Source organism: Streptomyces sp. NPDC038200, from assembly GCF_055600785.1.
The window spans coordinates 54,733-69,321 of the sequence record NZ_JBVJYH010000007.1; the positions used below are offsets into that span (position 1 = coordinate 54,733).

Below are 14,589 nucleotides of genomic sequence, written 5' to 3' on the forward strand. Positions count from 1 at the left end.
GTATGCGCGCCGTTTTCCGGCGATCGCCGGACGGCAGGATCACTCAGAGGAGCGACGGCACCTCCGCCGCCGAGACCTGCCGGGCCGCCCGCTCCACCGCGCTCGCCAACAGGGCCAGGTCGGTCGGGCCGTTGCCCAGCTCCCGCACGGGCCGGCGGGTCGGCGGGTCGCCCATGCGCTGCCAGTCCAGCGGGACGACCGTGGGCCGCTGGGTCGCCGTACGCGGGATACGGCCGGTCACCCGGCCGCCCTGGAAGCCCACGGCCCGCCCGTCCGCGCCCACCAGCGTGCCGCGCCCCGGCGCCGGCTGGTCCGGCCCCGGCTGCGGGGCGTCCAGCCCGACCCGCAGGGCCGCCAGGCGCGCCGGTTCCGTCTCCGCCGTACGGCCGTCGGCCCCGGCCGCCGCCACCAGATGCACCCCGAGCCGCTCGCCCTCCCGGGCCACCGCCTCCAGCGCGCGTACGACCGAGCCGGCCGCGGGCCGCCCCGGAGAGCCGAGCGGGGGAGAGACCAGTGCGTCCAGGTCGTCGACGACCACCACCAGCCGGGGCAGCGGCGGCGCCGCCGCTGCCCGCCGCCGGGCCGCCGCGCCCGGCCGCAGCCGCAGGGTGGAGCTGGGCGGCGCCTCTATGTCACCGGAGCCGGAGGAGGGGGAGGCGGCGCGCTGGGCGACGATCCGGCCGGACACCTCGTGTCCCGCGTGCCACTGCGCGAAGTCCGTGCGGCCCAGCAACTCCGCCCGGCGCTTCAGCTCGGAGGTCAGGGACTGCGCGAACTCCCGCATGCGCACGGGGTCGTTGGCGATGAGGTGCGTGGTCACATGAGGTATGTCCGTGCAGACGCGCAGGCCCTCACCGTGCCCGGCGCCCGCCCCGGTCCCGTCCCGGCCGTCGAGCAGCACCACGGCCAGCCGGTCCGGCCGTTCGGCTGCGGCCAGCGAGGCGACCACGGTCCGCAGCAGCTCGGTACGGCCGCTGCCGGCCGGCCCCTCGACCAGCAGATGCGGCCCGTCGGCCACGAGGTCGACGGTGACCGGCCCGCGCGGCCCGGCACCCAGCACCGCCCGCGCCCGGCCGCCCGGCGACTCCGTGTCGTCCGCCGCGTCCGCCCAGCGGGCCATCAGCGAGGCCGGGGTGGCGCGGGCCAGCCCCAGCTCGTCCAGCAGCCGCGCCGACTGCGGCAACGGCGTGGCGACGCGCGCGTACGGCTCACCGGGCGGGCCGTCCGGGCGCAGCGGCGCCAGCGCCCGCGCGAACCGCTCCGCCCAGGCGGCGGAGACGGCGTCCACGGTGGCGAGCGTGCCGGGGGCGACGGGACCGCCCGGCGCGACCCGCAGCAGTTGCAGCGCGGCGGCGACGTCCCCGCTGAGCAGCGCCACGGCACCGCAGTGCCGGAACGTCGGCGTCACCGCGCACGCGTCCTCGTACGTCCGGCTCGCGGAGCCGGTCGCGGGGGAGCCGGGCGAGTGGGGCGAGCCGGTGGAGGGGGCTGCGGCGGGCTCGGTCTCGGCCAGGCACAGCACGTGGATCCCGGCCCGCGGCCCGGCCACGGCCAGCCGCGCGAGAGAGTCCCGCAGCGCGGCCCCGCCCGGATCACCGTCCACGACGACGACGGTGAAGGGCCCCGCGAAGCCGCCCCCGCCCGCGTCCTCCCTGGCCCAGGAGGGGCGACGGGAGGCGGAGAGGTGAGCGGGAACGCCGGTCCCGGCGTGGGGGCGGGCGGCGGCGTACGGGGCGGGGGGCGCGCCTTGACCGGGCGGGCCCGGGTTTCCGGCGGGCGGTGTGTGCCCGGGGCCGCCGGACGCGCCGCGGTGAGCACCGGCACCGGGGAGACCGGAGGAGCCGGAGAGTCCGGGGGGCCGGGAGGAGGGAGCGGTCGGCGAGGTCATGCCGGGGGCGCCGGGGTGGGGGGACCCGGGGAAGCCCGGGGTGCCGGGGTGCGGGTCCGGTACGGGGTGCGGGGGGTGTCCGGGAGCGCCGGAGCCGCCGGGGCGCGCGCCGGCTTCGGGGAAGCCGGGGGGCTGTGAGGGCGAACCGGACGCGAGGGGCCGTCCCTCGGCGCCGGGTGCCGTCGCGGGGTACGCGTCGCGGGCCGCGCCGGGGTGGGCCGCGGTCCGGCCCGTCGCCGCGTGGTCGTCCACCCGGCGCAGCAGTTCCTCCGCGCGGGCCGCCGCCTGCTCGCGGTCGTAGGCCAGCAGCAGGCGGCAGTCCTGGCCGTGGCCCGGCCGCACGTGCGGCAGCCAGCCCAGCCAGGCCCACTCGGCCGTACGGTCCGCCACCGGCCGTGCGCGGTCCGCGCTGATCAGCACGATCTCCAGCAGGTCGGGGGAGTGCAGCGCGGCGAGCTGGGCCAGCACCGCGCGCGCCAGCCCGGACAGCCGGGGGCGCGGACCGGCCAGGCCCAGCGCGCCCACCTCGCGCAGCGCGGTGGTCACCGGGACGGCCGGCAGCAGACCCGAGCCGTCCGGTGCGCTCCGGTCGGCCGTCCCGAGCCGCACGGTCAGCGCCTCGGAGTGTCCGGGCCCCCGCTCCCACAGCCGGGGCCCGGGGCCCAGGGCCGTCAGCAGCAGGGCGGCGGGGTCCGGCCAGGTCTCCGGCTGCCGCGGGGCACCAGCGGCCGGGACGCCGCCGGGACGGGCGGCCGTACGGTCGTACGCCTCCGGGCCGGCCGGCTGCTCCCCGCGTCCGCCGGCCAGCCGGCGCGCCCAGGCGCCGAGCCCGCGCCGCCGGGCGCCCTGCGGGGCCTCGGCGCCCCCGAGCGGAGTGTTCCCACGTCCGTCCGCCCGCGCGTCCTCGGCGTCCGTCGCGGCGGAGTACGGAATGTCGGTGTGCGGGGTGTCGGTGTACGGGGTGTCGGTGTACGGGGTGTCGGTGTACGGGGTGGCGGACGCGGCCCGGGGCGTCCCGCCCGGCCCGCCGACGCCGAAGCGCCCCGCGTGGGTGTCCCCGCCGGACGCCGTCCCCCGTCGGCTCTCCACACTCGGGGCCCCGGCCTGCCCCGGCACCACCGGCGACCGTCCGCGCCGGTGCTCCTGGGCGTCCACGCCACCGCCGGAGGAACCCCAGCCGGCGGAGTCGTGGGAGCCGTAGGCATGATGCGGGCTCCCGGAGGGCCCCGCCACGGCGCCGCCCGCCCCGCCGGCGCGCCCCGCACCGGCCGAAGGCGCCGTCGCCCCGCCGAAACGGTCCTCGCCGCCGAAACGGCCCGCACCGGCCGAAGGCGCCGTGGCCCCGCCCCGGCCTCCCGCTCCCGCCGACGGCGACCGTCCACCGCCGGGGCTCCCGGGGCCGACCGCACCCGGCGACGCCTCCCGCGCGTGCGGCGCGGCCGGGACGGCGGATCCCGCTCCCGGCGCACCCGGGGCCGACGAGCCACCGTCCCCGTCCCCCGGGGCGACCCGCACACACCCCTCGCCGTCGGGCACCGTCCGCACCCGCGTCCCGGGGCCCGCGCACGGCGTGACCCGCAGGGCGGACTCGCCGATCCGCAGCAGGCCCCCGGCGGGGACGCGCACCGGCCGGTCCGTCACCCGTGCGCCGTCGAGGGAGGTGCCGTTCGTGGAGCCGAGGTCGGCGACCGAGACCCGGCCGTCCGCGCCGACGGTGACCACGCAGTGCAGGCGCGAGACGTCGGGGTCGTCCAGCGGGACGTCCGCGTCGGCGGAGCGGCCCACGGTGATCCGGCCGCCGTGCAGCAGATGGACCCCGCCCGCGTCCGGACCCGCCACCACGTGCAGCTGGGTCGGGGCGTCGTCCAGCTCGGGATGCGGCTCGGGGGCCGCCGGGGCGCCCAGGGACAGCACGACGCCGTCGACCAGCGGCGGCTCGCCGAGGGTGCTGCGGCGGGGGTCGAGCCGCTCCCCGCCCGTGTACAGCACCACGGACGCGCCGCCCGCCTCCCGGCCCGCGCCGGTCTCGCCGGTGACCGCCCCGGCCAGCGCCGACGCGACCGCGGCCAGCTCCGTGCCCGCGGGCGCCGTGACCAGCACGTCGCGGCTCGCGGCGCGGCCCCGCTGCGGGGACGGGCCGAGCGGGTCTACGACGGTCAGCCGGATCTGCATCGGCGTCAGCGGTCCCTTCTGCGCGGGTCTGCGCGGGCGCGGACTTCCCCCCACCCCCACGAGCACGTCGGCCAGCAGCCGTCGGAGCCGTCCCGGCGAGCTGCTGGAGGCATCCTCGCACCTGCCGCCGACAACGCGCCCGGGACCCGGGCAGAAGTGATCTTGATTGGTCGGCTCTGCCCCCAAAAGTGCCTGACCAGTACGCCACAGGCGATCAGTTGAGATCGGTCACGTCCGGCTCCGGCAACCAGGAGACGGGCACGCGCGTCTTTCCGTCGAACTCCCCGAACATGCTCGGGAACGCGTACGTAGTGCCTTGAAGCACGGCACTAGAGTTGGGTCGGAACACCGGAACACCGGAACACCGGAACACCGGAAATGCAGGAAAGCAGCAACAGCAACCAGCAGGGAGCGCGTGACGTGCGGCCAGTCGGCAGCAAGTACCTGCTTGAGGAGCCGCTCGGACGCGGCGCCACAGGCACCGTCTGGCGTGCCCGCCAGCGCGAGACCGCGGGCGCCGAGGCGGCCGTGCCCGGCCAGCCGGGCGAGACCGTCGCGATCAAGGTCCTCAAGGAGGAGCTGGCGAGCGACCCGGACATCGTGATGCGCTTCCTGCGCGAGCGTTCCGTCCTGCTCCGGCTCACCCACCCGAACATCGTCCGGGTCCGCGACCTGGTCGTCGAGGGCGACCTGCTGGCCCTGGTCATGGACCTCGTCGACGGTCCCGACCTGCACCGCTACCTGCGCGAGAACGGCCCCCTCACCCCGGTCGCCGCCGCGCTGATGACGGCCCAGATCGCCGACGCGCTCGCCGCGAGCCACGCCGACGGCGTCGTGCACCGCGACCTGAAGCCCGCGAACGTGCTGCTCATGCAGCACGGGGGGCAGATGCACCCGATGCTGACCGACTTCGGCATCGCGCGCCTCGCCGACTCCCCGGGCCTGACCCGCACCCACGAGTTCGTCGGCACGCCCGCGTACGTGGCACCGGAGTCCGCCGAGGGCCGCCCGCAGACCTCCGCCGTCGACATCTACGGCGCCGGCATCCTGCTCTACGAACTGGTCACCGGGCGCCCGCCGTTCTCCGGCGGCAGCGCCCTGGAGGTCCTGCACCAGCACCTGAGCGCCGAGCCGCGCCGCCCCTCCACCGTCCCGGAACCGCTGTGGACGGTCATAGAGCGCTGCCTGCGCAAGAACCCCGAGCAGCGGCCCAGCGCCGAGAACCTCGCGCGCGGGCTGCGGGTCGTCGCGGAGGGCGTCGGCGTGCACGCGAACGCCGCGCAGATCGCCGCGGCCGAGGGCGTCGGCGCGCTGCTCGCGCCCGACCCGGACCCGGCCGCCGTCCCGGGCGTGCCCGGCGCCGCCGACCCCACCCAGGTGCTGCCGACGAACGCGCCGCAGGGGGCGTACGACCCGAACGCCGCGACCAGCGTGCTGCCGCACACCAACGGCCCCACCGGCGCGGCCGACCCCACCGCCGTGCTGCCGAACACGGGCGCGGCGGACCCGACGGCCGTCCTGCCACCCGTACCGCAGGGCCAGCAGGGCCAGCAGGGGCAGTACGGCCAGCAGGGGCAGCAGCCGGACCAGCCGCACCCCTGGCAGTCGCAGCTGCGGGCCGCCCGCGACCGCAACGAGCAGACGCAGATCCAGTACCTGGACCCGGACGAGGACCCGCTGCGCCGCCGGCCCCAGCGCCAGGTCGCCCGGCCCCAGCAGCAGCCGCGCCCGGCCCCGCAGGGCCGCCCGCAGCAGCCCCAGCCCCGCGGCCGGCACCCGCAGCAGTCCCCCGGCTACGGCTATCCGCAGCAACAACCCCAGCAGTACGCCCCGCCGCAGCAGCCCCAGCAGCCCCAGCAGCCGCAGCGGTACGCCCCGCCCGCCCCGCCCGAGCCGCAGCGGCCCGCGCGGGAGCCCAGGGCGCCGCGGCAGCGCGGCGCCAACCCGATGAAGATCCCCGGTCTGGGCTGCCTCAAGGGCTGCCTGTTCACGATCGTCATCCTGTTCGTGGCCGGCTGGCTGATCTGGGAGCTGACTCCGCTGCAGGACTGGATCGGCACCGGCAAGGGCTACTGGGACCAGCTGACCGACTGGGTGGGCACGGCGGCCCGCTGGATCAAGGATCTGGGCGGCTCGTCCGGCAGCGGAAACTGATCGCTGGTTTAGGGATTTGTCGACATCTGGCGGGTGATTTCCGTCTCCGCGGTGAAGGTTGGCTCCTCGGACGCGTAGTTTTAACGACAACACGCGTCTGTAGGAGCAGTCTTGGCACGGAAGATCGGCAGCCGGTACACCGCGAACCAGATCCTGGGGCGGGGAAGCGCCGGCACGGTGTGGCTGGGCGAAGGGCCGGACGGCCCGGTCGCCATCAAGCTGCTGCGTGAGGACCTCGCCTCCGACCAGGAGCTCGTCGGACGCTTCGTGCAGGAGCGCACCGCGCTGCTCGGCCTGGAGCACCCGCACATCGTCACCGTGCGCGACCTGGTGGTCGACGGCAACGACCTGGCCCTGGTCATGGACCTCGTCCGCGGTACCGACCTGCGCACCCGGCTGGAGCGGGAGCGGCGGCTCGCCCCCGAGGCGGCCGTGGCGATCGTCGCCGACGTCGCCGACGCGCTGGCGGCGGCCCACGCGGCCGGGGTCGTCCACCGCGACGTCAAGCCCGAGAACGTCCTGCTCGACATGCAGGGCCCGCTCGGGCCGGGCGGCGCCCACCCCGCCCTGCTCACCGACTTCGGCGTCGCCAAGCTGATCGACTCGCCGAAGCGCACCCGCGCCACGAAGATCATCGGCACTCCCGACTATCTCGCCCCGGAGATCGTGGAGGGCCTGCCGCCCCGCGCGGCCGTGGACATCTACGCGCTGGCGACCGTCCTGTACGAGCTGCTGGCCGGCTTCACGCCCTTCGGCGGCGGACACCCCGGCGCGGTCCTGCGCCGGCACGTCACCGAGACCGTCGTCCCGCTGCCCGGCATCCCCGAGGAGCTGTGGCAGCTCCTGGTGCAGTGCCTGGCCAAGGCCCCCGCCTCCCGGCTGCGCGCCTCGGAGCTGGCGGCGCGGCTGCGCGAGCAGCTGCCCCTGCTGGCCGGGATGCCGCCGCTGGACGTGGACGAGCCGGGGCCCGCCGACGAGGAGGCGGCGGAACCGGCCCCGGCGGCGCCGACGGGCGACGAGCCGGTACGGCGCCGGGGCGCGGTCTCCCTGGTGCCCGGCGCCAAGCCGGACTCCAACCGGGACACGCACACGTCGATGCGGGTGCCGGCGCCGGACGAGCTGGCCGGCGGGGCCCACGGGACCGCGCGCGCTCCCCGGACCCCCGGTACGCCCCGGCCGGGCTCGGCGCGGCACCGGGCCACCGTGCGGCGGCGCCGGATCACCCTCGGCGTGGCCGGGGTGGCGGTGGCCGCGGCGGTGGGCGTCGGCGCGTGGCTGGCGTCCGCCGACGGGGACGACCGGCCGGCACCGGCCAACCACAGCACGTCGGCGCCCTGAACCGCTTCCCGGCCGGTCGGGACGGGCGGCCGGGGCGGCGAGGAGGCCGGCGGCACCGCGGCTCCGGGCCCCCTGCCGGCAAGGGCTCACTCGCCACTCGGCGGAGCCGTTAGGCTTGAAGCGTGGCAGTCGTCGATGTATCCGAAGAGCTGAAGTCCCTCTCCTCGACCATGGAGTCGATCGAGGCCGTTCTGGACCTCGATGCGTTGAGGGCACAAATCGCCGTGCTTGAGGAGCAGGCGGCGGCCCCGTCCCTGTGGGACAACCCGGACGAGGCGCAGAAGATCACCAGCAAGCTCTCCCACCTCCAGGCCGAGGTGAGGAAGGCGGAGGGGCTGCGCGGCCGTATCGACGACCTCGCTGTCCTCTTCGAGATGGCCGAGGAGGAGAACGACCCGGACACCCGTGCCGAGGCCGAGTCCGAGCTGGTCTCGGTGAAGAAGGCGCTGGACGAGATGGAGGTCCGTACCCTCCTGTCCGGCGAGTACGACGCCCGTGAGGCGCTCGTCAACATCCGCGCCGAGGCCGGTGGCGTCGACGCCGCCGACTTCGCGGAGAAGCTCCAGCGCATGTACCTGCGCTGGGCCGAGCAGCGCGGCTACAAGACCGAACTCATCGAGACCTCGTACGCGGAAGAGGCCGGCATCAAGTCGACCACCTTCTCCGTGCAGGCGCCCTACGCCTACGGCACCCTCTCCGTCGAGCAGGGCACGCACCGCCTCGTGCGTATCTCGCCCTTCGACAACCAGGGCCGCCGCCAGACCTCCTTCGCGGGTGTCGAGGTGCTGCCGGTCGTCGAGCAGTCCGACCACGTCGAGATCGACGAGTCCGACCTGCGCATCGACGTGTACCGCTCCTCGGGCCCCGGCGGCCAGGGCGTCAACACGACCGACTCCGCGGTCCGTATCACGCACCTCCCCACCGGCATCGTGGTCTCCTGTCAGAACGAGCGGTCGCAGATCCAGAACAAGGCGACCGCGATGAACGTCCTCCAGGCCAAGCTGCTGGAGCGCCGCCGGCAGGAGGAGCAGGCCAAGATGGACGCCCTCAAGGGCGACGGCGGCAACTCCTGGGGCAACCAGATGCGTTCCTACGTGCTGCACCCCTACCAGATGGTCAAGGACCTGCGCACCGAGTTCGAGGTGGGCAACCCGGAGGCCGTGTTCAACGGCGAGATCGACGGGTTCCTGGAGGCCGGCATTCGCTGGCGCAAGCAGCAGGAGAAGTAACTTTGTCGACATGACAACTGCCGCCCCCGAGGCGGCAGTTGTTCTTTTGTCTGGGTTTTACATCACACTCACAGGCTTCAACTCTCCGCAAACACCTCCCCACCGGACATTGCGCCCGCAACGCCCTTGACGTTGCTTTGAAAAATGGGAAAGGTGAGCCGCGGCATGCGTACTTGCGGGGCGCATGTGAACCGGGGGATCGAGTTGACGCCACTTCGTCACCAGCTGCCTCCGTCGATCACGGCACGCCCCACGCGAAGCCTCATTGACGTACAGCTACTGGGGGTAGCAACCATATGACGAAGAAGACGCGGATCCGGGTCGCGCGGATAGCCGCCGGCGCCGTGATCGCGGCCGGTGCGTCGCTGACCGCGGCCGGCGCGGCCTCCGCCCTGGACCTCGACGTCCAGGCGGGCCCGATCAGCCTGGGTGTGAGCGGTGTCGGCGCCGACGGCGGCAACACCGACGGTGGTACCGACGGCGGCTGCCCGATCGGTATCTGCACCGACGGCGGCACGGACGGCTCGGGCGGTGCCGCCGCCAGTGGCGGTGACGCCTCCACGGGCGGTGACGCCTCGACCGGCGGTGACGCCTCCATCGGCGGTGACGCCTCCATCGGCGGTGACGCTTCCATCGGCGGTGACGCTTCCATCGGCGGCGACAGCGGCACCGATGGTGGCACCGGCACCGATGGTGGCAATGGCACTGACGGTGGCAACGGCACTGACGGTGGCAACGGCACCAACGGCGGTAACGGCACTGACGGTGGCAACGGCACCAACGGCGGTAACGGCACCGACGGCGGCAATGGCACCGATGGTGGCAACGGCACCGACGGCGGCAATGGCAACTCCGGCGGTAACGGCACCGACGGTGGCAACGGCAACTCCGGCGGCAACGGCAACTCCGGCGGCAACGGCACCTCGGGCGGCAACTCCGGCGGCAACGGCGGCACCAGCGGTTCCAGCACCGGCGGTGACTCCGGCAGCACCAGCGGTTCCACCGACGGCGGCTCCGGCGGCACCGGTGGCAACCACACCACCCCCGACGGCGGCAACGACAACGTTCCGCAGGACGAGGGCTCCTCGCAGCTGACCGACACCGGCTCCGACACCACGGCCCAGGGCGGCGACAAGCAGCTCGCCGAGACCGGTGCCGGCCAGACCGCGTTCCTGCTCGTGGGCGCCGCGACGATGATCGCCGGTGGCATCGGCTTCCGCGTTCTCCCGCGCCTGGTGAACGGCCGGGGCGGCGCCGCGGCCTGAGCGTAGCCATACGCTCACGCATCGCACGCACAGCATGAACGTAAGGGCCCGGAGCTTGGCGCTCCGGGCCCTTACGACGCTTTCGCGGGCTACGTCACACGGTCTGGTGCGCCAGCAGCGCCACCGCGGCGATCAACAGCGCCAGCAGCGCGATCAGCGCCATCGGGTTCAGCCCGTTCAGGCCCCCGAAGAAGCCCTCCTGCTGCAGTCGCTGGCGGTTGGCACGGCACACCGGGCACCGGCCCTCGCTCACGGGCGCCGCGCAGTTCGCGCACACCAACCGGTCGTACGTCATGCGCTCGCCCTCCTTGCACCGGCCATCACACGTACAACGCTCACGGGAACGAGAACGTTCCCCTTCGCTTCCCCTTCCACTGTGCCAGGTTCCCGCCCGGCGTGCGCGGGGCCCGTGCGGAGGAGGCGCGGACAGGGGGCGGTACAAATAGGCACAAGTCTTGCCCAACCTCAACCTGCGACTGCACTTGCACACCCGGTTCGCGTATGGTCACGCTCATCTACCCCCGGCGACCCGTGGTGCATCCGTGATCCGATTCGACAACGTCTCCAAGGTCTACCCCAAGCAGACCCGGCCCGCGCTCAGGGATGTCTCCCTGGAGGTGGAGAAGGGCGAGTTCGTCTTCCTCGTGGGGTCCTCCGGCTCCGGAAAGTCCACCTTTCTGCGGCTCCTCCTCCGTGAGGAGCGGTGCAGCCACGGCCAGGTGCACGTGCTGGGCAAGGACCTCGCCCGTCTCTCCAACTGGAAGGTGCCGCAGATGCGCCGCCAGCTGGGGACCGTGTTCCAGGACTTCCGGCTGCTGCCGAACAAGACGGTGGCGGAGAACGTGGCTTTCGCGCAGGAGGTGATCGGCAAGTCCCGCGGCGAGATCCGCAAGTCCGTGCCGCAGGTGCTCGATCTCGTCGGGCTCGGCGGCAAGGAGGACCGGAGGCCGGGCGAGCTGTCCGGCGGTGAGCAGCAGCGCGTCGCCATCGCCCGCGCGTTCGTCAACCGGCCCAAGCTGCTGATCGCCGACGAGCCCACCGGCAACCTCGACCCGCAGACCTCCGTCGGCATCATGAAGCTGCTCGACCGCATCAACCGGACGGGCACCACCGTCATCATGGCGACGCACGACCAGAACATCGTGGACCAGATGCGCAAGCGCGTCATCGAGCTGGAGAAGGGCCGCCTCGTCCGCGACCAGGCCCGCGGCGTCTACGGCTACCAGCACTGACCGCACCCAGTTCCCGAAAGGCCTGAAGAACCCGCCATGCGCGCCCAGTTCGTCCTGTCGGAGATCGGTGTCGGTCTCCGCCGCAATCTGACGATGACCTTCGCCGTCATCGTCTCCGTCGCCCTGTCCCTGGCCCTGTTCGGCGGCTCGCTGCTGATGAGCGACCAGGTGAGCACCATGAAGGGCTACTGGTACGACAAGGTCAACGTCTCGATCTTCCTGTGCAACAAGCACGACGCGGAGAACGACGTCCACTGCGCCAAGGGCGCGGTCACCGACGACCAGAAGAAGCAGATCCTCGCGGACCTGAAGAAGATGCCGGTCGTCGAGAACGTGACCCAGGAGTCGCAGGACGAGGCGTACAAGCACTACAAGGAGCAGTTCGGCAACTCCCCGCTGGCCGGCTCGCTGACGCCGGACCAGATGCAGGAGTCGTACCGGATCAAGCTCAAGGACCCGCAGAAGTACCAGGTGATCGCGACCGCGTTCAACGGGCGGGACGGCGTGCAGTCGGTGCAGGACCAGAAGGGCATCCTGGACAACCTCTTCCAGCTGCTGAACCTGATGAACCGGGGCGCGCTCGGCGTGATGGCGATGATGCTGATCGTCGCCCTCCTGCTGATCGTCAACACCGTGCGCGTCTCCGCGTTCAGCCGTAGGCGCGAGACCGGGATCATGCGCCTGGTCGGTGCCTCGGGCTTCTACATCCAGGCGCCGTTCATCGCCGAGGCCGCGGTCGCCGGACTCATCGGCGGCGGTCTCGCGTGCGTGGGCCTGGTGGTCGGCCGGTACTTCACCATCGACCACGGCATGGACCTCTCCCACAAGCTCACCCTCATCAACTTCGTCGGCTGGGACGCGGTGTTGACCAAGCTGCCGCTGATCCTCGCCACCAGCGTGCTGATGCCGTCGCTCGCCGCCTTCTTCGCGCTGCGCAAGTATCTGAAGGTGTGACGCATGCCAAGGGGGCCGCACGGACTTCGGGCCGTGCGGCCCCTTCGCGTTCCCCTAGACTCACCGCCATGTCAGGCCGCGACCTGTTCTGTCAGCCCCGCCGCATCCGCCGCGGGGCCGCCCTGACATTGGTCTTCGCCGGGGTGCTGATCACCGGCGCCGCCACCGGCTCGTTCCCGGAGCCCACCGGCCCCGCGCGCGGGGCCGCCGCCGGTCCGGTGGGTCCGGCCAGCCGGCACGAGGCCGTCGAGAGGGCCGCCGCCGAGGCGATGGCCGACGGCAAGTCCCCCATGGAGGCCGCCGAGCGGGCCGTCAGCCGCAGCGGCGACCGCTGGGGCGCGGTCTACTCCGAGGACGAGTACGAGGAGTTCCGGGACGCGCTCGACGGCCGGTACACCGGCGTCGGACTGTGGGCGCGGCAGGAGGCCGACGGCCGGATCGCGGTCACCAAGGTGCGGTCCGGCTCCCCCGCGGCCGCCGCCGGGATCCGCGCCGGCGACCGGCTGCGCAGCGTCGACGGAGGCAAGGTCGAGGGGCGGCCGGTCACCGACGTGATCGCCTTACTCCGCGGCGACGCCGAGGACGCCCCGGCCGGCACGACGGTCACCCTCGGCCTGGAACGCGGCACGCGCGCGTGGACCGAGACCTTGCGCCGGGCCCGGCTGTCCACCGACTCCGTGACCGTGCGCCGGCTGCCCGACGGCGTCACCGTCCTCAAGGTCTCGGCCTTCCCCAAGGGTTCCGCGGACGCGGTCCGCGAGGCGCTGCGCGCGGCCCCCGCCGACGGCCGTACCGTCCTCGATCTCCGGGGCAACTCCGGCGGCCTGATCACCGAGGCGGTGGACACCGCCTCCGCCTTCCTGGACGGCGGTCTGGTCGCCACCTACGACGTCGACGGCGACCAGCGCGTCCTGCACGCCGATTCCGGCGGCGACACCACCCGTCCCCTGGTCGTCCTCGTCGACGGCGGCACGATGAGCGCGGCCGAGCTGCTCACCGGCGCCCTGCAGGACCGGGGCCGCGCGGTGGTGATCGGCTCCCGCACCTTCGGCAAGGGCTCCGTCCAGATGCCGACGAACCTGCCCGACGGCTCGGTGGCCGAGCTGACCGTGGGGCACTACCGCACCCCCAGCGGGCACGCGGTGGACGGCCGGGGCATCACCCCCGACCTGGAGGCGGGGGCCGGGGCCCTGGAGCAGGCCGAGAAGGTCCTCGCCGGCCTCGGCGACCCGTCGTGAGCCCCCGTTAAAGCGCTTCCCTCACACCCCCTCCGTGGTGCGAAAATAGTCGGCACTATGAGCAAGGGAATGTACGTACCCAAGGAGTCCCAGCCCAAGCAGGGCGGCGGGGCCGCCAAGGCCAGGGACGGCGAGAAGGGCGGCAAGCGCAAGATCGTCGCCCAGAACAAGAAGGCCCGGCACGACTACGCGATCATCGACACCTACGAGGCCGGGCTCGTACTCATGGGCACCGAGGTCAAGTCGCTGCGCGAGGGACGGACCTCGCTGACCGACGGCTTCGTCCAGATCGACCGGGGTGAGGCGTGGCTGCACAACGCCCACATCCCCGAGTATCACCAGGGCAGCTGGACCAACCACTCCGCGCGCCGCAAGCGCAAGCTGCTCCTGCACCGCGAGGAGATCGACAAGCTGGAGTCGAAGTCCCAGGAGACGGGTCACACGATCGTGCCCCTCGCCATCTACTTCAAGGACGGCCGGGCGAAGGCCGAGATCGCTCTCGCGCGGGGCAAGAAGGAGTACGACAAGCGGCAGACGCTGCGGGAGAAGCAGGACCGGCGGGAGTCGGACCGGGCGATCGCGGCGGCGAAGCGCAGGCAGCGTGGCGTCTAGCGGGCCGACCGCCCGGGAATAGGCTGGCATGGTCGTGCGTTGGTCACGTACGATGGCACTGCACTCCACAGAGGGTGCGTGACCCCTCCACGGAGGGATTGAAAAATCAACATGGGGATGATCGGTTTCGACAGCGGTTGTCGAAGCAGGGGAAGCGTGTCGAGGAAGCGGCAATGATCTCGTAAACCATATGTCGCAAAAAATAATCGCCAACACCAAGCGCGATTCCTTCGCCCTCGCTGCCTAAGTAGCGACTTGCGAAGTGTCAGCCCGGGGCTGTTCCCGACCCGGATCCTGGCATCAGCTAGGGAACTAAACCTTGATCCCGGTCACGGGGTGAAGAGGGAAATCTAACAGTGACTGAGCCCGTCGGCGACTTGTTCGCGTGATCGCCGGGGCTGAGAAAAGCACAGCGAACTGCACACGGAGAAGCCCTGATTCCGCACCGTTGGACGCGGGTTCGATTCCCGCCATCTCCACGATCGGGAGGCTCCCGAGCCTCCTTAC

General features: G+C 73.3%; 10 protein-coding genes and 1 other RNA gene. 9 read left to right on the plus strand and 2 right to left on the minus strand.

What is annotated here, in order from left to right; genetic code table 11:
- Nucleotides 1-43: 43 nt before the first annotated feature.
- Entirely contained in the window at nt 44-4,060 is a 4,017-nt protein-coding gene (locus ACZ7KF_RS16790) for an FtsK/SpoIIIE domain-containing protein (protein ID WP_471074643.1), read from the minus strand.
- A 420-nt stretch (nt 4,061-4,480) separates the two neighbouring features.
- On the opposite strand from ACZ7KF_RS16790, the gene ACZ7KF_RS16795 reads away from it, so the two are divergent.
- The 4 genes from ACZ7KF_RS16795 (at nt 4,481) to ACZ7KF_RS16810 (ending at nt 10,046) form a co-directional block, all read left to right on the plus strand.
- Nucleotides 4,481-6,214, plus strand: a complete 1,734-nt coding sequence (locus ACZ7KF_RS16795; protein ID WP_471075451.1) for a serine/threonine-protein kinase — start codon at nt 4,481-4,483, stop codon at nt 6,212-6,214.
- A 111-nt stretch (nt 6,215-6,325) separates the two neighbouring features.
- Nucleotides 6,326-7,552, plus strand: a complete 1,227-nt coding sequence (locus ACZ7KF_RS16800; protein ID WP_471074646.1) for a serine/threonine-protein kinase — start codon at nt 6,326-6,328, stop codon at nt 7,550-7,552.
- A gap of 122 nt (nt 7,553-7,674) precedes the next feature.
- Nucleotides 7,675-8,781 carry a peptide chain release factor 2 gene (gene prfB, locus ACZ7KF_RS16805; RefSeq protein WP_471074649.1) on the plus strand — a complete coding sequence of 369 codons (1,107 nt, stop codon included), beginning with the start codon at nt 7,675-7,677 and terminating at the stop codon, nt 8,779-8,781.
- Between the two features lie 296 nt (nt 8,782-9,077).
- Nucleotides 9,078-10,046: a hypothetical protein gene (locus tag ACZ7KF_RS16810; protein ID WP_471074652.1), complete on the plus strand. Its 969-nt coding sequence runs from the start codon at nt 9,078-9,080 to the stop codon at nt 10,044-10,046.
- Between the two features lie 94 nt (nt 10,047-10,140).
- Here ACZ7KF_RS16810 and ACZ7KF_RS16815 read toward each other — a convergent pair whose 3' ends face one another.
- Nucleotides 10,141-10,341 carry a hypothetical protein gene (locus ACZ7KF_RS16815; protein WP_471074654.1) on the minus strand — a complete coding sequence of 67 codons (201 nt, stop codon included), beginning with the start codon at nt 10,339-10,341 and terminating at the stop codon, nt 10,141-10,143.
- 247 nt (nt 10,342-10,588) lie between these two features.
- Here ACZ7KF_RS16815 and ftsE point away from each other — a divergent pair, with 247 nt between their 5' ends.
- The 5 genes from ftsE to ssrA all read left to right on the plus strand — a co-directional run bounded on the left by ftsE (nt 10,589) and on the right by ssrA (nt 14,564).
- Nucleotides 10,589-11,278 (plus strand): cell division ATP-binding protein FtsE, encoded by a 690-nt coding sequence (ftsE, locus tag ACZ7KF_RS16820; protein ID WP_030348507.1) that lies wholly within the window; start codon nt 10,589-10,591, stop codon nt 11,276-11,278.
- Nucleotides 11,279-11,314: 36 nt separating this feature from the next.
- Entirely contained in the window at nt 11,315-12,232 is a 918-nt protein-coding gene (ftsX, locus tag ACZ7KF_RS16825) for a permease-like cell division protein FtsX (RefSeq protein ID WP_471074657.1), read from the plus strand.
- Nucleotides 12,233-12,300: 68 nt separating this feature from the next.
- The gene (locus ACZ7KF_RS16830; protein WP_471074662.1) at nt 12,301-13,470 is read left to right on the plus strand and encodes a S41 family peptidase; all 1,170 of its coding nucleotides are present in this window, start codon (nt 12,301-12,303) and stop codon (nt 13,468-13,470) included.
- A 69-nt stretch (nt 13,471-13,539) separates the two neighbouring features.
- Complete coding sequence (smpB, locus tag ACZ7KF_RS16835; protein WP_153535457.1) at nt 13,540-14,082, plus strand: SsrA-binding protein SmpB; 543 nt, start codon at nt 13,540-13,542, stop codon at nt 14,080-14,082.
- 113 nt (nt 14,083-14,195) lie between these two features.
- Nucleotides 14,196-14,564: a transfer-messenger RNA gene (gene ssrA, locus ACZ7KF_RS16840) on the plus strand.
- Nucleotides 14,565-14,589: the final 25 nt, after the last annotated feature.

Bases quoted from the DNA above. Each gene is read 5' to 3' on its own strand.
- ACZ7KF_RS16790 (WP_471074643.1), bottom strand. From the start codon at position 4,060: ATGCAGATCCGGCTGACCGTCGTAGACCCGCTCGGCCCGTCCCCGCAG.
- ACZ7KF_RS16810 (WP_471074652.1), top strand. From the start codon at position 9,078: ATGACGAAGAAGACGCGGATCCGGGTCGCGCGGATAGCCGCCGGCGCC.
- ACZ7KF_RS16815 (WP_471074654.1), bottom strand. From the start codon at position 10,341: ATGACGTACGACCGGTTGGTGTGCGCGAACTGCGCGGCGCCCGTGAGC.
- ftsX (WP_471074657.1), top strand. From the start codon at position 11,315: ATGCGCGCCCAGTTCGTCCTGTCGGAGATCGGTGTCGGTCTCCGCCGC.
- ACZ7KF_RS16830 (WP_471074662.1), top strand. From the start codon at position 12,301: ATGTCAGGCCGCGACCTGTTCTGTCAGCCCCGCCGCATCCGCCGCGGG.
- smpB (WP_153535457.1), top strand. From the start codon at position 13,540: ATGTACGTACCCAAGGAGTCCCAGCCCAAGCAGGGCGGCGGGGCCGCC.